Genomic DNA, 25,687 nt, shown 5'->3' with positions numbered 1-25,687 from the left:
TTATGTACCTCTTTACTTATTTTGAATGCTGATTCATCTGATCTAATACTTTTCTTGTTACAAGCATTTCCGGCAGACCTGCACGCGGTCTCTCCTGTGCAAGATACTGTCTCAGTGTTTCCAGTACGAATTTCGAATAATACACATCACTGTCTGTACTCATTTCCGTTTTTACAGTATCCTGACCGTATACACGTTCCTCAAAACAATTATTTCCAAGCGTGTAATATCCATCCTTTGTCACAATATTCCAGCGATTATCACGCTGTTCTGAATCCATAGGAAAAGCATATCCGGTTTCTAGAAGCAACGTTGCCCCACTGGAAAGTTTTACCAAAGATGTTGCATAGGTTTCAATATCATATTCACTGGCATAATGATAACTGCTGGCAACTACTTCAGCATCTGTAGAATCTGTAAGAAACATTGCCATATCAATAAAATGAACACCCAAATTTGTCATACATCCGCCACCTGCGCGTTTCGTTTCCAGCATCCACGGAGAAGTATGCACATACCGGCTTGGCGGTCCTGCAATAAATTTAAATGCTAGATGAATGATATCTTCTGCTTTTACTTTCTTTTTAAAATCCTGTATGAAATCACTGTATCTCCACACAAAAGGGACTGCACAGAACACCCCGGCTTCCGCTGCCGCTTTTTCTATCTTCGTCACGTCTTCTGAACAAATACCCATTGGCTTTTCCATCGTAAACGCAATTTTCCGTTTAATTAATTTCTGAGCCAGCTGTGGCATCTGATCATGCGGTGCAAATGCAAATACAAACTCTGGTTTTACTTCTTCCAGTAACTTATCTTCATCCGTATAGCAGGCACAAGAATATTTCTCTGCATATGGCTGCGCTTTTTTTATGTCTGGATCACTTACAGCCACTATATTTAAACTGGCTTCTTTCAATGCCCAGAAATACAATGGCACATGCCAGTGACTCACTCCTATAAAAGCAATTCTGATCAATTCAATCGTTCTCATTTTCATATGCCTCCTGTTTTATTCCATTCCCGGAAGTCCTGCACTTCTGAGAATTCGATCTAGCAGCTCATGAGTCTTAAATGCATCTATTGCATTTGTAAGTGGTACTTTATCTTCTTTTACGCAGTCAATAAAGTGCCGAATTGCATAACTGAATCCCAGTTTGTCTTCTGATTTTGCCCATCCCATTGCTAATGGCGTCATCTCTGTTGTATGAGACTGTTCCCCATCTGTAATCGTTACACTATCCGGCATTCTGATCAGTACTGATTGATTGCCACCATGGATTTCTATTGTTTCCTCCCACTGACCTGAACTTCTGTCCGCAATCAGCATACCGGAAGCGCCATTTTCAAACAGCAACTGAGCTGTTGTAAATGTTTCATAATCCGGATCTGTATACTTGGAAATAGCATGTACTTCTTTTACTTCTCCACCATAATATCTCATCAGATCAACGATATGAATGGCATTTTCCAGTGTTGCATGATACTCTGTTGCAGGACGGTTCTTCTGTCCAATAATGACGTCCGGCATAATATTCGTATACGCCTCTTTTGCCTTCTGGCAAACTGGAGCATACCTGCGGTTAAATCCAATCATCAGCTTGCGCCCTGTCTGCTCAGACAGTTCTACCATATGATCAGCATCCTTCAATGTAGTAGCCATTGGTTTTTCACTGTACACATCTACTCCATGTTTCAACAGAAATGAGATCTGCTCAGCATGGCAGGACTTTGGCGTAAGCACAAAAGCTGCATCCAGTCCAAGATCTACCAGTTCCTCAATCGTAGAAACCGCCTGCTGTGCTCCACACATGCGTTGTGCTTTTTGTGCATTATTTAAGTGATTCGCCATAATTCCTGCGATTTCAACATCATCCATTTTCGGAAGCACCGGAATAAAATTGTTCTGGGCAACATAGCCTGTTCCGATTACTCCTACACGAACTTTTTCTTTCATTTTCTCTTCTCCAACATTCTTCTTATTATTGATTATCACGTACTTTTACCAGCAGTTCATAAAATGCTTTCTGATCCTCTGTTGCACTGGAAAGATAATCATCAATTACTGGCTGAACCGCTTCTTTAAACACTTCTTTATCCACTTCGTTAACTTCCACTCCTGCTTCTATCAGCGCATCCTGTGCTTCCTGCTCTGCATTTGGCCATAATTCTTCATTGTACCATTTCGTATAATCTTCGCCTGCTTTAAGCATTGCTTGCTGGTCTTCTTCCGAAAGTCCATCAAACCATACCTTTGAGACTACTACAGGATCCGGAATAATAAACTGTTCCGTCAGAGAAAGATATTTTGCTACTTCCTGCATGCCATTTGCCAAAAGCACCGGTTCACTGTTTTCTACTCCATCTATCGTTCCCTGCTGAAGCGCTGTGTAGCATTCTCCCCACGCAAGTGGTGTTGCTGAAGCCCCCATTGCATTAATTGTACCTGCAAGAATCGAATCCTGCATACACCGAACCTTTAATCCATTCAAATCTGCTGGTTCATTTACCGCATGTTTTGTGTTCAGAATACTTCTTGATCCCAAATTCTGCCATGCAATGATCTTCATACCGCATTTCTCAACTTTTTCTTCCATAAAAGCAGTTACTTCCGTATCTGTGAACACCTCAATTGCTTGCTCCCCGCTGTCCCAAAGATACGGTAGTGAGCATACTGACCACATACTGTCATAATTTGAAAAGTCCGTTGCTGAAAATTCACTCATTTCGATGGTTCCCTGAATCATCCCCTCCATAGCCGCGATTTTGTCTCCAAGCTGTGAAGATGGATAAAATTCCATTTCAATACGTCCATCTGATTCTTCTTTGATAAATTCTCCTAGTTTGTTTGCCCCATCTGCCTGTGTTCCCGTTGCCGGAAATACAACCGAATATTTTGCAGCAATCGTGCCCTCCGCATTTACTGCTATCCCCATCATTGTGCTTACCATTGCACCTGCCATAACTGCTATCATTAATTTGTTTTTCATGATCTTCCTCCTTAAAGTAGTGTTGTTTATTCTTTACACTTTTGTGTTAAGTTTTTTGTTATACCAGTTTTTCAAAACATTTCTTCAGATAATCTGCACTCTCTTTCATTCCAACTCTAGCATCAGGTATATCGTCCGGATGCCATCTTCTTTCATATTCCAGTGACAACCAGCCATCATATCCTTTATCGTGCATGTTTTGAAGAATTTTGGGCCATTTGATACAACCTTGTCCAACAATTCTGGTAACAACATTTCGATCTTCCTCTTTCGGATGAGATACTTCATCTGAAATAAACTCATGATTTTCTGATTTGAAATCCAGATCCTTTACATGCACATATTTTACTCTGTCCATCTGAATGGCAATTGCTTCTTCATAATCTTCCTGAAGTGTAAATGTAAGATTTGCTTGATCATACAATATTCCCACATTCGGATGATTGACTGCCTCTGCAACATCCATACTTTGTCTTGCCGATACCGTCATTGTATTAAAATGATTTTCCATAACCAACGTAACACCTGCTGCTTTTGCATCTTCTCCCAGTTCTTTCATGCTTTCAATCAGTTTTTCCTTTTTCCTGCCATCTGAATCTGTATCAGTTGCCGCATAATTTCCCGCATAAATTCGAATATATTTTGCTCCAAGATACTTTGCATATCCAATTACTTTGCGAATTCCTTCCAGTTCCTTATGCCGTACCTCCTCATCCAGGGAATTGAAATAAGAATTATACGGTGTGAGAGCTATAATTTTAATACCCATTTCTTCTGCTTTTCTTCTGACTTCCTGAAGTTTCTCTTCAGAGCATTCTGTAGGTATTCCACATTTATAATTATCCTGAACTACAATTTCTGCTCCATCCAGTCCTATATTATGAAATAATTGAATTGCTTCTATTACTGTGTATTCCGGTGTACCCATTGTGTGACCGGCAATCTTATATTTTACCATGATAATACTTTTCTCCTGTCCCTTTTCTGTCCATATTTAAACAACATATCCCAACAATGTCGGAAGGAATGTAACTGTGATTGGTAGATATGTAACAATAAATAAAATAATCAATTCACCAATCAGATATGGCACAATACCTTTCGCACATCTTTCAACAGATATACCTGAAATTTTGCTTGCAATAAACAGGCATGCTCCCATTGGTGGAGTTCCTACACCAATAATCAGATTTAATACCATAATTACACCAAGGTGAATTGTACTGATACCCAATGTTGCTGCAATCGGCTGAAAAATTGGTGCCAGTATGATCAGTGCCGCTGATCCATCCATGAACATTCCCATAATCAGCAGTAAGATATTCAGCAAAAGTAAAAATACATATTTGTTGGTTGTAAATGACAGGAACATATCTGCCACCAGGCTTCCCATCTGTAATGCACTTAATGAATATGCCAGAATCTTTGCCGATGCAATAATCATCAGAATCGCACCAGACTGTGCACCGGCCTCAAGAAGCATTCCCCACAGATCAGAAATTTTTACTGTCTTTGTAATAAAGATACTTGTAATAAGACTATATACAACTGCCAGCGCACCGGCTTCTGTAGCTGTGCAGACACCTGTCATAATGCCACCTACAATAATGATCGGCATTCCCAGTGGGACAAATCCTTCTTTTATAATTTTTCTTCTTTCTTCTTTTGTGAAACTCTCTGTTCTTCTTGGAAAATGATACTTTTGGTCACGAAATGCCACTACCAGCATCAGCCCGAGGCCAATCATAATACCAGGGATTGCACCTCCCAGAAAAAGTGCTCCAATAGAACAATTCACAGTTACCGCAAATACTACCATCATAATACTTGGTGGTATAATCGGGCCGCAGGTTGAAGAAGAAACGGTAACTCCCACAGATTCTTCCGGAGAATATCCCTGATCAATCATCGCCGGAATCAGGATTCCTCCAATACAGGATGTATCTGCCTGTGCTGATCCTGTAATTCCTCCAAAAAACATACTGGCGACAATATTCGCCTGCGCCAGGCTGGCCGGCATCTTTCCAATCAGAAGTAATGCAAAATTAATCAGACGTTCTGTTATTCCACCTTTATTCATAATGATTCCAGCCAGAATATAAAACGGAATTGCAAGTAACGCAGTTGCACTTACTCCAGTGTAAACCGAAGAACTCATAACCTGAAGCGCCAGCGGTGATCCCTTGGTAACACTAAGCATTATCAGACTGATCAGTCCTGTAAGTCCAAGACTTGCATATACTGGAATGCCAAATAAAATAAAGATAAATACAATAAATATCAGGCTAATAATCAAAAAACTTTGCATATCCATAACCTCCTTTTAATATTCTTCCGGTGGATCATTTTTGATTCGATCCGGAATTCTTTTTATAAATTCATACAGATTAAGTGCCATTCCTATCGGAAGCCACATATAAAAATATTTATATGGAATTTTCAACATAATTGTTTTCAGCATTCCTGAAGAAATTGTATATTTATAGCTTGTCCAGACGAATACTGCAAGAAAAATAACTGTTAATATAGAAGTTATTGTCCTGATTGCAACTCTTCCCGTTCTTGGAAATAACTTTGTAAGAGCTGTCAGTTCTGTATGTCCGCCTTCTCTTGTTGCCTTGGCACATCCAAACATTGCCATAGCCACCACCAAGACTTCCTGAACCTCAGCACTCCACATAAAACCACTTTTCAAAACATACCGATAGAAAACACAGACCGTTACCAGAATCACAATTCCAGCAAATGTAATACCAACTCCGATATTTTCCAGATGCCCGATCAAATTGTCGAATGTTTTGAAAAAATCACTCTTTTTTTCTTCCATAATAATCTCCTTTCTTTTCACTTTGCCTATTTTGTAAACGATTACATTTTTGTGTTAAATAATAAGCCGTTTTCGTTTTTTATTCCATCACGGCATATTTATTTTTACCTTTTAAAGTCTATTTCAACAATTTATTTTCGAAAATTATTTATTTCCAAAAATAAATTTGTTTTACATTTTCAAAATGTATTCGTTTACATTTGTTATTTCAACAATATCATACTGTTTTTTCATTGTCAATTCAAACATGTATGTCATTTTGTCAAAATATGCAGTTGCTATTTTGTGCATTTTTTACTATTTCATATTTCTCGCAATTTTAACATAGTTTTTTGTGCACTGTTTTTCAAATTATTCTTGACAAAAAATTCAGTTATTTATATATTAAATATAGATATTGATGTAATCGTTTTCATTTTGCATTAATAAATTACTTTCAAATGATCGGAGGTGCATTTATATGACCACTATATCAGATGTAGCCAAAGCCGCCGGCGTTTCTACCGCAACGGTTTCAAGAGTCCTGAGCAATAGTGCTGCAGTTAAGCCACTGACCAGAGATGCCGTACTGAAAGCAGTAGAAGCATTGGATTACAAGCCTAATGCATTGGCGCGCCAGATGCGTACACAGGAAACGCGGACTGTGATCGTTATTGTTCCAGATATCAGTAATACATTCTTTTCTGAAATTTTATTCAGTATTGAACGCTGTGCTCAAAAATATGATTATCAGATTCTGATTGCAGATATGCATAATCAACCTAATATTGAATCGTATTATTTCCAGGCCATCCAGCAGCGAACTGTAGACGGAATTATTTCGCTCTCAGCAAATGTTGCGCAAAAGCTGATGGAACAGGTCGCCGAAGAATATCCCATTGTCGTAGCAAATCAATACCTGGAAAATTTCAATATTCCTAATGTTACTATCAATAATATCAATGCGGCTGAAGAAATTACCGAGCATTTAATAAAACTGGGACATACACATATTGCACATATTACCAGCCAGCCCTCTCTACTGCTCTACCGTGATCGTTTTAACGGATATATTTCTGCTCTGGCAAAGCATGGACTTCCTATAGATCTTGAGCTTGTTCGTTACGGAGACTCTTCTATTGAAGGTGGATATAAGCAAATGACTGCTTTATTAGAATTAAACAAACCGATTTCTGCGATATTTGCAGCCGGTGATGTCATGGCTGTCGGTGCAATTAAAGCCTTGAAATCTGCCGGTTTGCGTGTTCCTGAGGATATTGCTGTTGTTGGATTTGACGACATCGAAATTTCCGGTTTCTGGGAGCCATCTCTCACAACAGTGAGACCTCCTAAACGTCAGATTGGAGAAGTCGCTTTTGAAAAATTATTAAAACTGATGCGTAAACAGCCATTGACTCAGATGAAAGATATTCTTGATTATGAAATTGTCATCAGAGAAAGCTGCGGATATCACCAAAATGAGAGGAGATTTGTAACATGAACTATGGATGTTTTGGTTTTTCACACCAGCTTTCCGACATACAGGCCGCTGGTTTTGACAGTGCAGAACTGGATTTTTGTGAACTGACAGATATGAGTGATAAAGATTTTTCCAGATTTTATCACACTGCATCTGCTTCTTCATTAAATTTTGAAGTTTTTTCCGGATTACTTCCTCTTTCAGAACGTTTTCATTCTTCCAACTTCAATCTGGACTACTGGTTGGAACATACAGCCAAAGGAGCCAAACGTGTCAAAGAGCTGGGCTGCATCATGATCCCTTTTGGTGCCGGAAAATGTCGCAGTATCCCAGATGATGCCGATTCAGAAACTGCAAAAAAGAAGGTTGTTTCTATTGTCCGTTCTTTCAGTCAGTTGCTTCAGGAATACCATATTCAAATGGTTGTGGAACCTCTTGGACCTCCTAATTCTAATTATTTAAACACCCTTGCTGAGACAGATATATTTCTGAAAGAAGTAGATCATCCAAATTGCTCTGCAATGTGCGATCTTCGACATATGCATAAATCAAATGAAGCAATGTCAGAAATTTTAAAATATCGTTCCATTGTAAAACATGCGCATATTGATTATCCACGAAAACTTACCCGTTATTTTCCTGTTCCAGAAGATGATTTTGACTATCTTCCTTACTTTCAAGCTCTTAAAGATGCTAATTATTCCGGTCTTCTTACAGTGGAAGCTACTGCTGTGAAAAACAACTTCCTACAGGAAGCAACTATATGCTGTGAATATTTAAAAAAACTGGAAGCATCCACACTATAAGGAGGTTTGCACGATGAAAGTATTAAATTTCGGTTCTTTAAATGTAGATTATGTATATACTGTAGATCATATGGTACAAGGTGGTGAAACTTTGAATACTTCCAAAATGGATATATTCCTTGGCGGTAAAGGTTTCAATCAGTCCGCGGCCCTTGCCAAAGCCGGCGCTGCTGTATATCATGCAGGTCAGATTGGTGATGACGGTCTGAACTTCTTGGAGGCATGTCAGGAATATGGAATACATTCTGACTATATTCGCAAATGCATCGGAAAAAGTGGTCACACCATTATCCAGGTCGATAAAAAAGGTCAAAACTGTATCTTACTCTACGGTGGAAGTAATCGCACAATTACAGAAGAATTTGTAAATGAAGTTTTATCAAATTTTGAAGAAGGCGATTTCCTTATCCTGCAAAATGAAATTAATCTGTTGCCTTATATCATTGATGTAGCCTATAAAAAGGGAATGGTCATTGTTCTGAATCCTTCTCCAATGGATGATAATCTCCTTTCCTGTGATTTGTCTAAAGTCAGCTATTTTCTGTTAAATGAAATAGAAGGCGCACAGATTACCGGTGAAACTGATCTAGCCAAAATTCCGGAAAAGCTGTTGGATCTTTATCCAGATGCTAAAATTGTATTAACGCTCGGTCATAATGGATCTGTTTACGTTGACAAATGCCAAACGATTCCTCAGGGTATCTATAAGGTGGAGACTGTCGATACCACTGCTGCCGGAGATACCTTCACTGGTTATTTTATTTCAGAAATTATTTCCGGTAAATCTATCTCTTATGCTCTTGAGATTGCAGCAAAAGCTTCTGCAATAACAGTTACCAGGAAGGGCGCCGCTCCATCCATTCCATATAGAAACGAAGTAGAAAACACAAATTTTTTCTAACCGTACGAACTATAAAAAAGATTTGCACCGAAATGTTTTGGGTAATCAAACTTTTTGTGAGTCTCTCTTCGTGAGGGGCAAACTTGAAGGTTTGTCGTGAGATGCGTTTATGAGAGGCTGGTTTTCGTACCTGGGAACACACTATGCATCAAGTTTTTTGCTATCTTTCTTGAACTTGTCCGACCACGGAAAAGTAGAATCAAGTAAAATCCGTGGTCAGATATCAGCTATCCAAACCTTATCTTACCACGGAAATGCAAAATCAAGTGGATTCCATGGTCTAAGGTCTGCCATCTAATCCTTATTTTACCACGGAAATGTAAAAACAAGCCAATCCCTTGGTATGTTAGAAAAAGCCCACTTTTATACTCATATTGTGGCACAGCCTCTCAAAGATTCATGTTCTCCTCTCTCTTTACTGTCTCACATCCACCAGTACCGCCTGCTCTATATCTTCTTCTGTCAGATCTGTACCAGATCCGGACACTTCCAGATACATTCGGCCGAGATCGTCTTCATTCACGATCCACGCTACATTTACTTCTGTGCTTTCTCCTGCTGCCAGACTGGAAATGTAGTTCTTTCCATTATCATTCTGACTGCCATAGTACTGCATTCCACCATCCAGACTCAATGCGCCATTCCACTCTATATAATCGTAATCTTCTCCGGACTGTGCTTCGTAATCATATCTCTGATAGCCAGTTTCTGTCTGATCGAGCAGTGCCATCTCTATATAATAGTGAATGTTTTTCAGATCCTGTTCTCCCTGATTGGTAAATGTCAAGGTGGCATATACCAGTTTTGCCGGGAAGTTCTCAGTCCTTACTACTTCATCCAGGGTATCTACCCCATCTCCACGTTTCACATAGGATGCTTCGTTGTCTTTCAGCCTTCCACTTTCATCTGTCACATTCTTCCAGCTATCAGGTATGTATTTTATATCCAGCAATGATAAATCGTCTGCCAGCTGAATCTGGTCTACTTTCATCGACACCTCTTTGCTTTCTATATCATTTCCTGCCGAATCCTGTGCTAAGGTCGCATCTTTCTGAATATCTTCCCCTATCGTATAAATATGTGACAAATCTCCTGTGCCCTCTTTTTCTGATGCATTGACCAACTCTTCCCCTTCTGTCAGTTCTCCGTTCTGCAGCTGTATAAAGGTATTCCAGTCTTCTAACTCTCCTGTGCTGACCATCTCCCCGGTCTTTTTCAGTGTGATTCCTTCTGCTACTTTATATGCTTCTTCTTTGGATACATCGCTTCCAATATAGAGAATCACGACACGCTCTTCTTCCGGGCAGAGCAGGTAAATCCGCTGGTTAAAATGAGTCTCTTCTTTCACCGTATGGTATTTCAAATACACTCCCTCATGTTCTCCAAAGGTTGTCTGCTCACTTTCTTCCACACTGGTATCCGTCAGTCCCTCTTTCAGATTGCCATCCCCGATCAATACACTGGCAAAAGAGAAACCTCCTTTGCTATCAGTGTTGATATAATCCAGATGACGCTCATCCTTCCATTCCATGCCTTCCGGGATATAGGAAGTCGCAATTTTAATCTCTGCGATCTGATCTGGCAACGCTTCTGTTGTCTGATTTTCCGTATCCACTGTTACACCAGTTACCACTCTGTAGCTTCCCTTCTGCTCCAGGTTCATATGATAGTTCCGGTACGCATTAACCGCTGCATAGGCGCCAGTTCCGATGAGTACACAGGCTACTGCTGCCGCTGTGGCCGTTCTTCCCAGTGTCCAGACCTGATTGTTCTTTCTGCCGCATCCGGTACTCTCCTGTGTATGAATCTGTTTTTCCACTTCTTTTTCTATCATTTCACTGATAAATCCTGGTGTCTTTGGATATTGATCTTTTAAATCTTCTAATCTCATCTGCCTGCTGCCTCCTTATCTTCCAATCTGTTTTTCAGTTTTTCTCTGGCTCTGGCCAGCCGCTTCTGCACTGCTCCTTTCGAAATATCCAACATCTCTGCAATCTCCCGACAGCTGAGATCTTCCACATAATACAACACTACTGGTATCCGAAGTTCTTCTCGCAGTTCCTGTACTGCTTCATACAATTCTCCGTAATTTTCTCTTTCTTTTTGTGGCGTCTCAATCTGCTCCATGTATTGATCTATGGGTAGAACCTTCTCGGAATGTCGGCAAATATTATAGCATTCGTTCATCAAAATACGCATCAGCCAGGTCTTTACAAATCGGTCTTTGCGAAGTGTATCCAGCTTTGCAAAGGCTTTTACAATTGTTTCCTGTATGGCATCAGCGCAGTCATGGTCATCTTTCAAGATAGCCTTTGCCGTGGCATACATCTGATGCTGGGACTCCAGAATCACATTTCCCAGTTGTTCTTTTGTCACTTTATACTGCCCTCCTTATCCACAGGATGGAGTATTATTTCCATTTCCTGTTTATTCTCACTTATTAGACGCATGATGATCTAAAATATCCCTCAATTATAAAATCATTTTTCAATCATTTCATATCTTCCGACATGACAAAGGGCTGCACAGATTTCTCTATGCAGCCCAGCTAATTTTCCCTGTCAATTTTATGCCATATTCTTACACAGCCATGCCCCCTATCTCTTCTCCTGTACCATCATCATGCAGGCCAGGATCAGCAGTACACTGGATCCCCAGATGGCTTTCATCCCGATATGGATGGAACAAATACCTCCGATTCCTGCACCGATGGCAAAAGTCAGAATAATACCATAGTAATGTGCCATCTTTTTCAGTGATTCTGGCTTTCTGTCTCTGATATATACCGACAAACTCTCGGTTCCGCTTCGCAAATTACCGATGCACATGGTGCTGGCATAACCGTATCCATGCACCTTACGAAATGCCTGCACCTGCATGGAACAGGCGAAAGATACCAGCATGGTGGCGATCATATTATAAGCAGATGGGATAAAGCCTACTGCAAACAATATTACAAATTCTATAGCAACAATAATCTGTCTCCAGTGAATTTTCTTTGCCATTTTATATTTATGTCCGATCTGCTCTGCCACCAGCACCCCCATGGCAAATGCAATCACCGGGAAGAGATAATGCAGTGCTCTCCCCCATTCTCCCATCATCATATGCTGACTCATAAGCACCACATTCCCAGTCTGGGCATTGGAAAATACCTTGTCTCGTACATTATAAGTATACGCATCCTGGAACCCACCTGACAGAGCCAGAATGGCGCTGAGCAGGAACGTCTCTGATGTCTGTATTTTTTCTTCTATTTCTTTTACTTCTTCCTGTACTTCCTGTTCTATCTTTTGCAAATCCTGTTTCATATCTGTATAGCCTTCTTTCTACAACCATTTTTCTTCTATTTCGCTCTTCAGATCACAAAACATCTGATAAAATCCTTCTTTTGCATCTGCTACAATTCCCAGTGCAATTTTCTGATTATAAGAATGTGTGACATTATTCCTTGCCTGAAGTGCCTCCAGCCATATATGTTCATCCTTTATCATCCCGGCCTTATATGCCGTTTTCAGAATGATCTTAGGTGAACCGGTTGCCCCTTCCTCATATCCATGCATTTCCAGAATCTCTTTCATCATTTTCCAGGACTGCTCAAAACAAATCTCATACAATCCCACCAGTCCCGTCAGAACAACATTGTCATAAGGTTCTTTATAACGATACATTTCTTTCATATTGGAAAGCGCAGCGCAAAAATTCTCATACTTTTTCATATAATAGTTTTCCTTCCCGTTCAATGGTCTCCCGTAACTCATCCTGCATTTCTCTGTCAAGATTCACAATATCAAATTCAAGGAGTGTGCTCGTTTCTTCTTCCACATCCAGTGCAAAACCCGCAAAGTCACCACCTGATACAGCTATATCAATGTCACTGGTTCTTTTGTAGTCTCCTCTTGCCCGCGATCCGAAAAGAATCACTCTTTTCACCTGATACTTTCTGGCCAAATTTTTGATTTCTTCTATTACTTCTTTTCTGATGCCTGTCTCTTTCATTTTTGTTCCCGCCTGTTTTTCTCCTCTTACCATACCATTCTATGCCTCTTTTCGCAACCGCCAACCTTCCGATATTCTTAAGGAAAAACATATTTTATTTCTATAATTTTCACAGAACAACCACATTTTTCCTTTACCATAAATTCATCGAATTCAACAGGAAAGCAACGCAGAAAGGTTGGTAACAATAATGAGAAATAAATACGCAGCACTGGCACTTGGTATGGCACTGACTATAACGGCCATGCCAGTTATGGCAGCATCTACGACGAATACAGCTACAACAGAACGTTCCGCAAAATCTGATGACGCCTCCACCCACCTGAGAAACCGGATGGGGAAGCACCTGGATCGTGACCGGTGACAGCACTCTGACCAGTCTTTCATGCGAAGGAACCATCACCGTGAATTCTTACGAGACAACTGCTGATACCAGTGGAGCAACTGCTTCTTCCAACTGGTCTGACTATGCAGTAGATCGTTCGGAATCTCTGTAAATACCCAAATATGATAACACCTTTTCAATCAGAATCCCGCAGCGACAAAACAAAGCTGTGGGATTCTTTTTGATTTCTTAAAAAAACTCCCTTTTTTTTATTAATGGGAGTATAATAAACGATATATCATTTAAAGGAGAAATGACATGAGTACAATGAATCTGACCCTGTTAACGGATCTTTATGAGCTCACGATGATGCAGGGCTATTTTAAAAATAACTGTAATGAAACGGTCGTATTTGACATGTTCTATCGTACCAATCCATGTGGCAATGGCTATGCGATCTGCGCCGGCCTGGATCAGTTAATTGATTATATCAGGCGTCTTTCTTTTTCCGATGACGATATCGCATATCTGGATTCTCTTCATCTGTTCGAAGACGATTTTCTGGAATATTTGAGAGGATTTCATTTTAGTGGCGATATATATGCCATTCCAGAAGGAACCGTTGTCTTTCCAAGAGAACCACTGGTAAAAGTGGTGGCTCCGATTATGGAAGCACAGCTGGTGGAAACTGCCCTTCTGACGATCATCAATCATCAAAGTCTGATTGCTACCAAAACTGCCCGTGTGGTTTATGCCGCTGACGGTGGCGGTGTCATGGAATTCGGTCTTCGCCGTGCACAGGGTCCGGATGCCGGTGTCTATGGTGCAAGAGCAGCCATGATCGCAGGATGTATCGGCACTTCCAATGTCCTGGCCGGACAGCTGTTTGATGTACCGGTAAAAGGTACTCATGCACACAGCTGGATCATGAGTTTCCCGGATGAATACACTGCATTCAGGAAATATTCAGAATTATACCCGGATGCCTGCTGCCTGCTGGTAGATACGTACGACACCTTAAAATCCGGTGTTCCAAATGCCATCCGTGTATTTACGGAAATGCGTGAATCTGGAATCGAACTAAAAAACTATGGAATCCGTCTGGACAGCGGTGATCTGGCTTATCTGACCAAACGAGCCCGCCAGATGCTGGATGAAGCCGGATTTTCCGATGCCTTCATCTCCGCTTCCAGCGACCTGGATGAATACCTGATCACCAGCCTCAAGTCTCAGGGATGTAAGATCGACTCCTGGGGAGTTGGCACCAACATGATTACTTCCAGGGATTGTCCTGCTTTCGGTGGTGTCTACAAACTGGCTGCTGTACAGGATGAGAACGGTAACTTTATTCCAAAGATCAAACTTTCTGAGAATATTGAGAAGATTACCAATCCTGGTAATAAGACGGTTTTCCGTATCTATGAAAAAGCCGATCACAAGATCAAGGCCGACCTGATCTGTCTGGCAGATGAGACTTTTGATGACACAAAGGATCTGACGATCTTCGATCCACTTGAAACCTGGAAACGTACCAAATTAAAAGCAGGCACCTATGAACTGCGTGAGCTTCTGGTTCCTGTATTCAAAAATGGGAAATGCGTCTACACCTCTCCATCTGTTATGGAACTGCGCGATATCTGCAGTAAAGAACTGGATACACTGTGGGAAGAACACCGACGTCTGATAAATCCTTCTCAGATGTATGTCGATCTCTCAGACCAGCTCTATGATATCAAGAAAAATCTGCTTCATCAAATGAGTATGTAAACCAATGGGGACGGTGTTTTCTGGCTCTTTAGAGCCAGAAAACACCGTCCCCATTGGTTACATACTTCCCGTCAAACGAATGATATCTTTCATTTCATCAATATCCATATCCAGCATAATCGCCAGTTCTTCCACACTGAACTTCGGTTCTCCTTCATCCCCGTCGGTCAGATCTTTCATGACATTATCCAGATTCTGCACTTTTGCCACCAGACAGTCATCTTCGAACTTCTGCTCATCTTGCTGATTAGCTGCTTCTTTGACCCCTTTACGAAGTCGCTCCCGGATATCACTATCCGTGACTCCTTCCATGTCTCCGGCAAAGATATTCAACAGAGCCACATTGGCTTCCTGAATCAGATCTGCCAGATTCATGCCATCCCGGAACATCTCCGCAGCCAGATCTGCCGCCAATGGCAGGAACTGCTCCAGATGCTCCGTTGCATCTTCTGGCTTCTTCAGTGACTCTTTATAACGCTTCAGATATTCTTTATCTTCTGCCGTCAGGCACTGATTGCCCTGAATCCGGTCTGCTCTTCTCTGGTCTTCCTTTTCCAGTTCTTTTGCTTCTGCTGCTTTCCTGGCTTTCTCTTCTTCAGTCTCTACCGGCTGGCTCTCCTGCTCATCGGAAAAAGAGATGCCTTCGATGTGAATTCCCTGACTTTTAAAATAACGAAAGATCTGAAGCAGTTGCTCCCGGTTCAGATCCATGCCCTCAAAAAAGCTGCGAATCTGATCACCCTTCAGTATTTTTCCATTCTCACTTGCACTCTGGCTCAGCTCGGCCAGTTTTTTCTGAAATTCCTGTATTTCCATAGGATATCGGTCTCCTTATCTGTTTCCAAACTTCTGTATCGCCGATATTCTAACATAAAATATGATATATTTCAATTTTCCATCTGCCGTCCCATGAAATTGGCTGCGCATCTGGCCACGATCTGTTCCGTTTCGCCCATTCTGACTTTATCATTTTTTCCCATAAGAACCACCGCTCCTATGGCATCTCCCTCGCAAAGAATCGGACTGATCACCTGTGCCCGTTTTTCTTCGTTCACTTCCAGGATATCAACGTGTTCTTTATCCGTCAGATTGTGCATGACATTTTCCCGTTCTTCAATCAGAGATTCCAACGATCCACTGATGGGTCTTCCTACATAATCCCTTTTTACACCCCCTGCTGTGGCAATGATCTGATCCCGGTCTGTGATACAGATTCCATGCCCTGTGGTCTGCGCCAGCGACTCTGCATACTGTCTGGCAAAGCTTCCCAGTTCACCAATGGGTGAATACTTCTTCAGGATAATTTCACCTTCTCGGTCAGTAAATATCTCCAATGGATCTGACTCCCGAATTCTTAATGTCTTTCGTATCTCCTTTGGTATCACGACCCGGCCCAGGTCATCAATACGCCGGACAATTCCTGTGGCTTTCATAATGTATGGTATTCCTCCTGTTTTCTCATAGTGTTTTCCATATACTGTGTCATATGGATATTATGTGGAAAAAAGGGGATTTTATACTTCTTTTTTGTATTTCATCAAGGTATCCACCAGTACTTCTGCCTGAATCGGCTTAGCCATATGCTCATTCATTCCGACCTGCATGGCTCTCTTTCGGTCTTCTGCAAAAGCATTGGCCGTCATAGCCAGAATCGGAATCTTTTTTGCATCTGGCCGTGGCAGGGAACGGATGGCCTGTGTAGCCTGATATCCATCCAGTACCGGCATCATGATATCCATGAGAATTGCATCATAAGTATCATCATCAGACTCCTGAAATGTCTCCAATGCTTCCTGTCCATTCCAGACAGGTGTAACAACTGCTCCTGCATTTTCCAGAAAGAACTGTGCGATCTCCATATTCAATTCATTATCTTCTGCCAAAAGCACGCTCATTCCATTCAGGGATTGTTTTTCATTTATCGGTGTATTTTCTGCCTGCGCTCTTCCTGCCAGATCTCGCTTGAATGGAATGGTGATATAATAAGTAGTTCCCATATCTTTCTGACTTTCGAACCGAATCGTTCCATTCATCTTATCCACCAGGCTCTTGGTAATCGCCATACCCAGACCGGTACCGCTGTAAGTGGAACGTGAACCTTCATTTTCCTGCGTAAATGGCTCAAACAAATGCTTCTGATATTCTTCACTCATGCCAATTCCGGTATCTGCACAGATAAACTCAATCCATACCATTTCCTTCGTACATTTTACCTCCCGGCATGATAATGTCACAGTTCCTTTCTCTTTGTTATATTTCACTGCATTGCTTAGAATATTCATCAACAGCCTCTTTACGTGCAGTGGACTGCCGATCAGATAGGGATGTGGCACGATCCAGTCCTTACGGATCAGTTGAATGCCACGTTCTGCAGCTGTTTTTTCCAGTACCTGCTGAATCTCCTCTGCCAGATCTATTATTTGGAATGATCTGGATTCCAGCACGATCTCACCTGATTCCAGTTTGCCCATGTCCAGTACCTCATTGACCAGCTCCAGAAGAAGCCCTGAGGCTTCCCATATCTTTTTCCGGCACTCTGCCTGCTTTTCCATATCCGTATCGTAATGATCCCCGATTTTCACCATACCACGAATTCCATTGATCGGGGTTCGGATGTCATGGCTCATACGCTGAAGGAATTCAGTCTTTGCCACATTAGCACTTTCTGCCCGTCTGGCCGCCTCTTTCAGCTGATTCTGATATTCCACCTCCTTGCGATGCTGTTCTTCCTGATATCGCTGTGCCGTTTTCACACGAATCAGCTGAATCATGAACAGTGCCAGAATATAACACACTGTAATGAAAATCATGTTTTTCAGAGTAGTCACAAAGACATTTTTCTCAGGCATAAAAGCGTAAATTTGATAGGATGAAGCCATGCTGAGCATTCCAAGGCAATGATTCGGTCCTTTCTCTTTTGTCTTCACTGTCACTAGCTTTTCTACCTGACCAAGCTGACTGATATTCTGAAGTACCGGCACATTGGATACATGCTCTCCTAAAAGTCCTTCATCATTGGATGCAATAATCCTGCCTTCACTGGACAGTACAATCGTCCCATCCAGATCCATACTCAATCCTGCCAGCATCCGCTCAAAAGGGATCCCGTACTTACTATAATTGGCACACTGTTCCCGTACATACTGTACATTACCCTCCAGTTTTTCTTTTGCACTGGCTCTGTCTATACGTACGGAATAGATAAGCATAGCAGTAAAAAGAAGAATTCCCACAATCAATGCAATGCCTATACTTTTACTGTTTTTTCTGATCATTACTCTACCTTGAAAATACGGTGTTCCTTTCGCTCTGCTGCCTGTGGATATTCTCCATCTGCATAACCCAGCGCACAGTGTCCGATTCCTTCATATTCTTCTTCTACACCAAGAGACTTCAGCAGTTCTTTTCCCCATTCTGTCTCGAATTCTTCCTTTGCACGATGAATCCAGCAGCTGTCCACACCCAGTTCATGTGCTGCCAGCATCAGATTGCCCATGACGAGACTTCCGTCATAGACCCGGGTCGGTACATCCTTTTTTGCTAATACAATAATCATGGCCGGAGCTCCGTAAAATGGATCAAAGCCGTCCTTCCAGCCTCCGATCTCCTGATTCATTTTTGCGATCTTGTCACGAAGTTCTTTGTTGGTAACCTGAAGCATGATCGTAGCCTGCCGTCCCATGCCGCTGGCTGCATACAGACCAGCCTCCGTGATCTGATCCAGAATCTCCTGTGGTACCATATCAGGCTTGAACTTGCGGACACTTCTTCTTGATTTCATATTCTCTAATACTGCGCTCATTATTTTATCCTCCAATACTGTAATTCTATTCTCTATTTTAATCTTTTCAGAGATGTGATGCAATGTATTTACGAAAAAAGAACTGCTGGACAGTGTCTTTTTATCCTGTTAAGATAGTTGAGGGACTGAGAAGTTTCAGACTATGGCAAAAGAGGGATAAAAGATGAATAATGAAACTATTATACTTTCTGGAATATTTTTTCTTATGGGGCTGATATTTCAGGCAGTGCCGGTTATATTAAAATATCTGAGAAAAAGACAGTCAGAACGCTGCACCTCCATGACCACCGCAACGATTACCGGTTATGTGTGCCGCAGGGATGACTCATCCACTACCTATGCTCCGGTATACCATTACTGGGCTAATGGGCAGGAATATGAAAAGACCAGTACCTTTTCTTCTTCCAGAAGAAAACACAATACCGGGGATAAGATTACTCTTTATTATGACAGCAGTAATCCAAAAATCATCTATGTGGAAGAAGAACAAAGTGTCCTGAACCTTATTTCTGTTATTTTTCACTTATTGGGAACAGTATTTATGGGAATTGGAGTAGTGGTTATCTTTTGCACCTATTATGTTCGATAAAGCATATCATAAAAAGATGCTGTCCAGCAATTCCGTTCCTGTCCTGGTCTTAAAAAATGTCTCTCTGGCATGTCGGATGGCTGCTTCTGACATCTGACTCTCGTCTGCATTGACCAGAAAGTCTGCTTCCAACAGGATTTGATAATCCATTCCATCCACATCTTCATATGTATGGTGATGGCAAACCAGATAACTGATTCTTTCTTTCATGGCTTCGTCTACGCCAGTATCTTCCAGAAAAGCCTCTACCAACGGTGCACTTTCCTGTTCCTGATGCTTTCCACTGGCGTTGCCATATTTTTCCCGGCACAACGGGCAGGCAATGTCATGGATCACGGCTGTGATCTCCAGCGTCTCCTGCATTCTGACATCCAGCTGTTCTTTTTCTCCGATTAATCTGGCATAGGTATATACCTTCAGGAAATGGGCGATATCGTGTTTATTTCCACCTGCCTGTGCTATCATTTTGCAAATCATATCATTTACTGTCATCTTTCCATCTCTCCTCTTCTACCATATATCGGTAGATTCTCTCAATTATACTTTTAACCTGTCTATCCTTTATTGAATATATTCTGCCAGCACTTTATATAATATCGACGGATTAATCGGCTTGGACAAATGATAGTCCATACCTGCTTCCAGTGTATTTCTTCGTTCTTCATCAAACGCATCTGCTGTCATGGCAATGATCGGTACTTCCGGTGCATCCGGGCGATCCATTCTTCGGATCGCTCTGGTTGCATCCAGTCCATTCATAATCGGCATCCGCACATCCATCAGGATCGCATCAAACTGATAAATATCTGATTCCTGAAAAAGCTTCACGGCCTCTTCTCCATTCCTTGCAACCGTCACAATGCAACCTGCTTTTTCCAGAATGATCTGCGCTACATAAATATTGATCTCATTATCCTCCACCAGAAGGATCCGATCTCCTTTCAGTTTCTCTGTGGAAGTATCCTTTTCTTCCTCAGTCTCCTGCTTTTCTTCCTCTGCAACAGGGACATAGAGTTTTACTGTGAATTCCGTTCCCTTTCCCAGCTGACTGTTAACTGAAATTTCTCCGCCCATGGCATCTACCAGATTTTTAACAATCGGAAGTCCCAGACCCGTTCTTTTTACAGTATCTCCCAGCGCCGAACGCTCCTGAGAAAACGGATCATACATATGATCTATAAACTCCTGACTCATTCCTACACCATTATCCCGAATCGTAAAACAGATCCCTATCTTCTCGCCACGCGGTTCCAGGGATTCTGACAGGAATTCCACCGTGCCGCCGGTCGGTGTAAACTTTGCCGCATTGGATAACAAATTGAAAAAGATCTGACTGAAACGCAGACGATCTACCCATATACAGGTACTCTGGTCACTTAACCGGAATACAAAATGGATCTCTTTTTCCTCCATCTGCGGTCTTATTACCGTATTAATCGAGTCTTCAAATTCCTGTTTGGTAAATGGGCCTTCTCTCAGAGTCAGTTCCCCATTCTCGATCTTGCTCATATCCAGAATATCATTGATCAACCCCAGCAGAAATGTACTGGATGTGTCAATATTGTGCAGATATTCCCGTACCACCTGCAGATCTTCTTCATCTCTGGCCAGATGAGTCAGGCCGATGATGGCATTCATCGGTGTCCGGATATCATGGCTCATTCTGGACAGGAATTCTGACTTGGCATGGGCGATGGATTCTGCTTTGTACGCTGCCACTTCCAGTTCTTCATTTTTCCGGTTAATTTCCATATATAGTTCTTTGCGTCGCTGTTCTTCTACCGTAATATCACACCAGATATAGACGACCGCATAACTGGCATTGATAATCAGCCATCCTGGATTCGCCAGCTGCACCCAGATAAATATAGCGTTGGTAACAAAAAATGCAATCAGCAATATCGCATTAGTCCGTGGATCAATCTTCTTCCAGTTCCACAATACAATCAGCAGCCCAACCGCAGAATAGAACATCATGGAGCCAACACCTGCCGGCAAAAAGAAGATCCCTCTGCTATATTCCATATCAGCAGCCAGATGGAAAAACAATCCGGTAAATGGATTACTCAGTGCAAGTATCACATATAACACATACGGAATCATGATGTAAGTAATATATCGATATAACTTTTTCAGTGGATAATCTTTGTGAATCAATACAAAAGCGTAAGCCACCCACACCGCTGCCAGTAACGGCATGCTGGCTACATAGATCGTCATAGAAAGCTGATAAGCCCACCAGCTTGTGAATACATTCTGGGCTGTAGAAGAGACAATATCAATGCAGTCATAGAGAATACTGAAAACAAGGACATAATAAAATACCCTTCTCGGAACATCTCTTTTCTCTTTTTTCAAAGAATGCTCCTTGAGCAGCATAACCATAAAAACAGCCAGTGCAAAAAAATCAGTCTCTACATGCCACATACGTTTTATCCCCCGTATTTCTTCAGGCGCAGCCTTCATCAGAAAGCTGCTTTATCATCGGGTTACTTAGATTTATCTTATCATACTGACTGTAAAAAACAACTGATTTCTGGGACATTTCTCTGCATCAATATCCTGCACAAACATCAGCACATGGATTATTTCTTCAATAGATCGTATACTTCATGAAGATCCGTGATCTCATAATCGATATGCACGTCTTCCAGTGGTGCTGCATGCCCCGGATTATACCAGCAGGTACGGATACCTGCATTGTTTCCACCCCGGATATCACTGGTCAGGGAATCTCCCACAATCAGTACTGTCTCCCTGTCCAGATATCCAATCTGTGCAAATACCTTGTCAAAAAATTCTTTGTTCGGCTTCTCCACGCCCAGTTCCTCCGACAAAAATACCCCATCCATCAGCGCTCCCAGACCGGACAAACGCAGTTTCTTCTCCTGCGCCACAATCGTTCCGTTGGATACTACATACTGCTTCACCTTTCCTCGCAGTGATTCAATGATCTGATAACTGTCATCACGATACACAATCGTATCTCCCAGCGCCGACTGATAGGCTTCATTAAAAGCTGGTGCTACCGATACATCCAGTTTCTCTTTTTCAAAAAACTCCTGAAATCTCCCCACCAGTACCTGGTCTCTGGTCAACTCTCCTTTTTCCAGCCGCTCCCAGTAACCACGGTTGATTTTTGCATATCGCTGCAGCATTGCATCACTACATTCGCCCAGATGAAACTGCTGAAATAATTTGTGAATAGCTGCTTTCTCTGCTGCATGAAAATCCAGAAGGGTCGCATCCACATCCCATAAAATTGTCTGTATCATAGTTTGCTGTTCTTATCTCCTGTTGTATATTTTTTTCTCTAATGCTATAATAACCCAGAATTGGACATTTTTGTTTAAAATATTGTGATTATGAGGAAATTTATGCGAATCAAAGCACTGAAAGCTGCCTTTCCGGCAACCATTCCGATCTTAATCCATTGGGGACGGTGTTTTCTGGCTTTTTGATTGTCCCAAATGGCTTTCAGGGCGGCGAAGAAACTCTTCGCCGCCCTGTTCTCATTCACATCTTGTCATATTTTGTCAGATTATATTTTTTTACAATCTTACATAGTTTGGATACGTATTTGGGATCAGTAGCATATCCACCATCTTTGATGATCTGAAATGCTTTTTTATAATTCTTACAGCCTTTCAGTCCCTGATATCTGAGTCTGGATCCATTCATCGCTGTATTCAGATAGCTGGAATGATCGGAAATGCTTTTCTGATAGGAACTGTATGCCCGGAATTTTGCTGTGACCGTATACCATTTTCCTCCAATATACTCTTGCGTCTTCTTAGAAAAGGTCTTACCGCCCCAGCCACCGGCCTTGATTCCAAAGAGGTTCTTTCCTTCCAGTGCCAGAGAAGATGTACCATATGCACTTTCGTGAATGGCCTGCGCCATGGTCACAGAAGCCAGAATTCCTGTCTTTTTCATATCTCTGACTGCCATTGGTGCAATCGTCGCAATAAAGTCTTCATTGGTTGGTACTTTTTGATACCAGGCTCCATTTTTATCAAAATAATAATCCTGCTTATTCAGTGTCTTCCATTCACTCTTGTAGGTGGCACCAATGGTTCCCTTTTTTCCACTTTTTCGGAAATAGTACTCTTTTTTTCCAATCTTTTTCCAGCCGGTAACCAGTTTTCCTTTCTCGCCCGGTTCTCCCTTTTTCTCAAAATAGAACCGCTTCGATCCTATCGTCTTCCAGCCGGTCTGCAGATTTCCATTTTTGTCAAAACAGTACCAGCTGCCATGGATTTTCGTAAATCCTGATTTTGCGTATTTCTTATTGGCATAACGATAACGCAGCTTTCCATTTTTGCTGATCCATTTGCCGGCTGCTTTTTTCACCGTCGCTTCTGCTGAATTCTGCGTTGCCGCCTCGGTTCTGACCGGCACCAGCAGCAGACTCGTCAGACTCAAAAACAACAGGCAAATGAATACTATTCTTTTACAGTTTTTCATATTCGCTCCCATATCTCTGTTATATTTTTCCCGTAACTGTTCAGTACCCTTCACAGTGAAGTCTGAATAGTTACTTTTTTTATTATAAATAACTTCTGAAAAATACTCAAGACACAGGAACAGAGTTTTCAAAAAGCCACTTTTACACGTCCCCAATGGCTCCCAATGGCTCAGCCGTTACGACATTCCACCGGTAGAAGCTGCCGCCCATATCGTCGATCTCATAGAAGAAATCCTGCGAAAACAAAAAAGTGGTGTGGCTCTAAAATGAGCCACACCGATGTTATTCTGCCTCAGACTGTATTTCGCTCTCGGTTTCTTCTGCCACACTCTCCGTCTCACTTGCAGCTTCTGTCACTCCTTCTGTCTCCGAAGCAGATTCTGCTTCGCTGATCCCTTCTGTATCTGTACTTGCTTCTGAAGCACTTTCTGTTCCGGTCTCACTCTCGGTTTCTTCCTGCTTCAGGGTGAAGATTTCTTCAAATGTTACCTTATCCCATACTTTTTCATTGATATCAAAGGACTCTGTATCCCATTCTGCAATCTTGTTGTCGTAGAGTTCTTTCTTTCTGTCTTTGATGATCTCTTCTTTTTTCTGATCCGTTGCATCACGGTCAAAGGTACTTACCATCTGCACTACATAGAAGCCATTCTCGCCTTCTACTGGTTCTGATGCGATCTCTCCATCTGACAAGGCATCTGCTGCGTTCTTCAGATTCTCATTCAGAGTCTCTTCATCTGCACCGTAAGAATAGCTTGTAAGGCTCTTGCTTTCATCTGCTGCCTTGACTGCATCTTCCAGCGTCTCACCACCCTGTACTGCATCAATGATGCCCTGTACAGTCTCTCTGGTCTCTTTCTTTTCTGCACTTTCTTCCGTCTCGGATTCTGTGGTATCCTCAGATGTTTCTTCTGAAGCAGCTTCGCTGGCTGCTTCTGTTTCGCTTGTGGCTTCTGTCTCCGTTTCTGCTACGGTTTCAGATTTGCTTGTGGCTTCTGTTTCTGTCTCTGTTTCACTTACGGCTTCTGTTCCTGTCTCTGTTTCGCTTGCGCTTTCATCTGCACTTGTTGCTTCTGTAGCATCTTCTGTCTCGCTCTCAGTCTCCGGAATGGTGAAGTATGCATACTGAATGGTCTTCTGTGCTGCTTCTTCATCAGAAACTTCCGTATCTACATCTGCCTCGATTGCTGTTTCCATCTTGCTCTGAATGGTATATAATGTCAGAATTCTGCTTACCGTCTCTTCAGTAGCAGACATCTCTTTTAATACATCCTTGCTGTTATCTGCAATAAATTGCTTCGCAGCTTCTTCAATCGCAGCTTTGTCTTCATCTGTCAGTTCCACATTGTAATCACTCATGTGCTGTTCCAGAATCGTCATGTCCTTCAGATCATTCAGGACACTTTCTTTTACAGTCTCACCGTAGGCCTGTCCGCTTCCGGTCAGATCCTGCTGGAATACGTTGGTTCCCTCTCCAAACATGGCACCCAGATAACTCTGTGTCTGTGCCTGGCTGTAACGAAGCATAAAGTTTGCTTCTCCCAGCGTCAGCTTGGTATCTCCCATTTTTGCTACAACCTCATCATTTGAAGAAGAACAACCTGTCAGCAGTCCCATCGCCATGCTCGCACACATACCCGCTGCCAGAATTCGTTTTCCATATTTACTCATCTTGATTCTCCTTTATATCTCATTCATCATTGGGCCTGCAGCCCATACCTGTTATCAAGTATAGCTCTTTTTCCGCTATGCCG

27 protein-coding genes are annotated in these 25,687 nt (G+C 41.9%); 7 read left to right on the top strand and 20 right to left on the bottom strand.

Going from position 1 to position 25,687, the window contains the following annotated elements:
* Positions 1 to 16 precede the first annotated feature (16 nt).
* The 6 genes from OCV47_RS02860 to OCV47_RS02835 are packed head-to-tail and all read right to left on the bottom strand — an operon-like array spanning position 17 to position 5,817.
* Positions 17 to 994, bottom strand: coding sequence for a Gfo/Idh/MocA family protein (locus OCV47_RS02860; RefSeq protein WP_256298720.1), 978 nt, complete (start codon positions 992 to 994; stop codon positions 17 to 19).
* A gap of 18 nt (positions 995 to 1,012) precedes the next feature.
* Positions 1,013 to 1,957 carry a Gfo/Idh/MocA family protein gene (locus OCV47_RS02855; protein WP_256298718.1) on the bottom strand — a complete coding sequence of 315 codons (945 nt, stop codon included), beginning with the start codon at positions 1,955 to 1,957 and terminating at the stop codon, positions 1,013 to 1,015.
* Between the two features lie 25 nt (positions 1,958 to 1,982).
* Complete coding sequence (locus OCV47_RS02850) at positions 1,983 to 2,990, bottom strand: TRAP transporter substrate-binding protein (protein WP_256298716.1); 1,008 nt, start codon at positions 2,988 to 2,990, stop codon at positions 1,983 to 1,985.
* A 58-nt stretch (positions 2,991 to 3,048) separates the two neighbouring features.
* Positions 3,049 to 3,948, bottom strand: a complete 900-nt coding sequence (locus OCV47_RS02845) for a sugar phosphate isomerase/epimerase family protein (protein ID WP_256298714.1) — start codon at positions 3,946 to 3,948, stop codon at positions 3,049 to 3,051.
* Positions 3,949 to 3,984: 36 nt separating this feature from the next.
* The gene (locus tag OCV47_RS02840; protein WP_256298712.1) at positions 3,985 to 5,298 is read right to left on the bottom strand and encodes a TRAP transporter large permease; all 1,314 of its coding nucleotides are present in this window, start codon (positions 5,296 to 5,298) and stop codon (positions 3,985 to 3,987) included.
* Positions 5,299 to 5,313: 15 nt separating this feature from the next.
* A complete protein-coding gene (locus OCV47_RS02835) occupies positions 5,314 to 5,817 on the bottom strand; it encodes a TRAP transporter small permease (protein ID WP_256298710.1) in 504 nt (167 codons plus the stop codon).
* A 460-nt stretch (positions 5,818 to 6,277) separates the two neighbouring features.
* Here OCV47_RS02835 and OCV47_RS02830 point away from each other — a divergent pair, with 460 nt between their 5' ends.
* From OCV47_RS02830 to OCV47_RS02820, 3 genes are read left to right on the top strand one after another with little or no spacing between them, the layout of a single operon-like run.
* Complete coding sequence (locus tag OCV47_RS02830) at positions 6,278 to 7,297, top strand: LacI family DNA-binding transcriptional regulator (protein WP_256298708.1); 1,020 nt, start codon at positions 6,278 to 6,280, stop codon at positions 7,295 to 7,297.
* Positions 7,294 to 8,082 carry a sugar phosphate isomerase/epimerase family protein gene (locus OCV47_RS02825; RefSeq protein WP_256298706.1) on the top strand — a complete coding sequence of 263 codons (789 nt, stop codon included), beginning with the start codon at positions 7,294 to 7,296 and terminating at the stop codon, positions 8,080 to 8,082. Before OCV47_RS02830 ends, OCV47_RS02825 begins: the two co-directional genes overlap by 4 nt.
* 13 nt (positions 8,083 to 8,095) lie before the next feature.
* On the top strand, positions 8,096 to 8,983 hold the full coding sequence (locus OCV47_RS02820; RefSeq protein WP_256298704.1) for a ribokinase: 888 nt from the start codon (positions 8,096 to 8,098) through the stop codon (positions 8,981 to 8,983).
* Between the two features lie 415 nt (positions 8,984 to 9,398).
* On the opposite strand, the gene OCV47_RS02815 is transcribed toward OCV47_RS02820, so the two are convergent.
* From OCV47_RS02815 to OCV47_RS02795, 5 genes are all read right to left on the bottom strand, one after another.
* Positions 9,399 to 10,874: a DUF4367 domain-containing protein gene (locus OCV47_RS02815; protein ID WP_262653594.1), complete on the bottom strand. Its 1,476-nt coding sequence runs from the start codon at positions 10,872 to 10,874 to the stop codon at positions 9,399 to 9,401.
* Positions 10,871 to 11,359 (bottom strand): RNA polymerase sigma factor, encoded by a 489-nt coding sequence (locus tag OCV47_RS02810; RefSeq protein WP_262653592.1) that lies wholly within the window; start codon positions 11,357 to 11,359, stop codon positions 10,871 to 10,873. Before OCV47_RS02810 ends, OCV47_RS02815 begins: the two co-directional genes overlap by 4 nt.
* Positions 11,360 to 11,580: 221 nt before the next feature.
* Complete coding sequence (locus OCV47_RS02805) at positions 11,581 to 12,294, bottom strand: YoaK family protein (RefSeq protein ID WP_256298698.1); 714 nt, start codon at positions 12,292 to 12,294, stop codon at positions 11,581 to 11,583.
* Between the two features lie 18 nt (positions 12,295 to 12,312).
* Positions 12,313 to 12,702, bottom strand: coding sequence for an HI0074 family nucleotidyltransferase substrate-binding subunit (locus tag OCV47_RS02800; RefSeq protein WP_117450031.1), 390 nt, complete (start codon positions 12,700 to 12,702; stop codon positions 12,313 to 12,315).
* Entirely contained in the window at positions 12,689 to 13,015 is a 327-nt protein-coding gene (locus OCV47_RS02795; RefSeq protein ID WP_256298694.1) for a nucleotidyltransferase family protein, read from the bottom strand. The genes OCV47_RS02800 and OCV47_RS02795 overlap by 14 nt, the downstream gene beginning before the upstream one ends.
* Positions 13,016 to 13,172: 157 nt before the next feature.
* On the opposite strand from OCV47_RS02795, the gene OCV47_RS02790 reads away from it, so the two are divergent.
* The 3 genes from OCV47_RS02790 to OCV47_RS02780 all read left to right on the top strand — a co-directional run bounded on the left by OCV47_RS02790 (position 13,173) and on the right by OCV47_RS02780 (position 15,074).
* Positions 13,173 to 13,346, top strand: coding sequence for a hypothetical protein (locus OCV47_RS02790; RefSeq protein ID WP_262653590.1), 174 nt, complete (start codon positions 13,173 to 13,175; stop codon positions 13,344 to 13,346).
* A complete protein-coding gene (locus tag OCV47_RS02785; RefSeq protein WP_262653588.1) occupies positions 13,336 to 13,479 on the top strand; it encodes a hypothetical protein in 144 nt (47 codons plus the stop codon). The genes OCV47_RS02790 and OCV47_RS02785 overlap by 11 nt, the downstream gene beginning before the upstream one ends.
* A 146-nt stretch (positions 13,480 to 13,625) precedes the next feature.
* Entirely contained in the window at positions 13,626 to 15,074 is a 1,449-nt protein-coding gene (locus OCV47_RS02780) for a nicotinate phosphoribosyltransferase (RefSeq protein ID WP_256298688.1), read from the top strand.
* A gap of 57 nt (positions 15,075 to 15,131) precedes the next feature.
* On the opposite strand, the gene OCV47_RS02775 is transcribed toward OCV47_RS02780, so the two are convergent.
* The 4 genes from OCV47_RS02775 to OCV47_RS02760 all read right to left on the bottom strand — a co-directional run bounded on the left by OCV47_RS02775 (position 15,132) and on the right by OCV47_RS02760 (position 18,876).
* Positions 15,132 to 15,890 carry a hypothetical protein gene (locus OCV47_RS02775; protein ID WP_256298686.1) on the bottom strand — a complete coding sequence of 253 codons (759 nt, stop codon included), beginning with the start codon at positions 15,888 to 15,890 and terminating at the stop codon, positions 15,132 to 15,134.
* A 71-nt stretch (positions 15,891 to 15,961) separates the two neighbouring features.
* Positions 15,962 to 16,507, bottom strand: a complete 546-nt coding sequence (gene spoVT / locus OCV47_RS02770; protein WP_117448668.1) for a stage V sporulation protein T — start codon at positions 16,505 to 16,507, stop codon at positions 15,962 to 15,964.
* Between the two features lie 81 nt (positions 16,508 to 16,588).
* Positions 16,589 to 18,349, bottom strand: a complete 1,761-nt coding sequence (locus tag OCV47_RS02765; protein WP_262653586.1) for an ATP-binding protein — start codon at positions 18,347 to 18,349, stop codon at positions 16,589 to 16,591.
* A complete protein-coding gene (locus OCV47_RS02760) occupies positions 18,349 to 18,876 on the bottom strand; it encodes a nitroreductase (RefSeq protein ID WP_262653584.1) in 528 nt (175 codons plus the stop codon). Before OCV47_RS02760 ends, OCV47_RS02765 begins: the two co-directional genes overlap by 1 nt.
* Before the next feature lie 163 nt (positions 18,877 to 19,039).
* Between OCV47_RS02760 and OCV47_RS02755 the strand changes: the two genes are divergently transcribed.
* A complete protein-coding gene (locus OCV47_RS02755; protein ID WP_256298676.1) occupies positions 19,040 to 19,465 on the top strand; it encodes a DUF3592 domain-containing protein in 426 nt (141 codons plus the stop codon).
* Between the two features lie 6 nt (positions 19,466 to 19,471).
* Here the strand turns inward: OCV47_RS02755 and OCV47_RS02750 are convergent, their stop codons facing one another.
* From OCV47_RS02750 to OCV47_RS02730, 5 genes are all read right to left on the bottom strand, one after another.
* A complete protein-coding gene (locus OCV47_RS02750; RefSeq protein ID WP_256298674.1) occupies positions 19,472 to 19,957 on the bottom strand; it encodes an HD domain-containing protein in 486 nt (161 codons plus the stop codon).
* Positions 19,958 to 20,026: 69 nt separating this feature from the next.
* Positions 20,027 to 21,931: a response regulator gene (locus tag OCV47_RS02745; RefSeq protein WP_262653580.1), complete on the bottom strand. Its 1,905-nt coding sequence runs from the start codon at positions 21,929 to 21,931 to the stop codon at positions 20,027 to 20,029.
* A 119-nt stretch (positions 21,932 to 22,050) separates the two neighbouring features.
* Entirely contained in the window at positions 22,051 to 22,740 is a 690-nt protein-coding gene (locus OCV47_RS02740) for a YjjG family noncanonical pyrimidine nucleotidase (RefSeq protein WP_256298672.1), read from the bottom strand.
* Positions 22,741 to 22,981: 241 nt separating this feature from the next.
* Entirely contained in the window at positions 22,982 to 23,932 is a 951-nt protein-coding gene (locus OCV47_RS02735; protein WP_262653577.1) for a glucosaminidase domain-containing protein, read from the bottom strand.
* A 283-nt stretch (positions 23,933 to 24,215) separates the two neighbouring features.
* Positions 24,216 to 25,604 carry a peptidylprolyl isomerase gene (locus OCV47_RS02730; RefSeq protein WP_262653575.1) on the bottom strand — a complete coding sequence of 463 codons (1,389 nt, stop codon included), beginning with the start codon at positions 25,602 to 25,604 and terminating at the stop codon, positions 24,216 to 24,218.
* Positions 25,605 to 25,687 lie beyond the last annotated feature (83 nt).

Source organism: Muricoprocola aceti (genome assembly GCF_025567005.1).
Lineage (GTDB): Bacteria > Bacillota > Clostridia > Lachnospirales > Lachnospiraceae > Marvinbryantia > Marvinbryantia aceti.
This window is presented reverse-complemented; position numbering and strand designations above follow the sequence as displayed.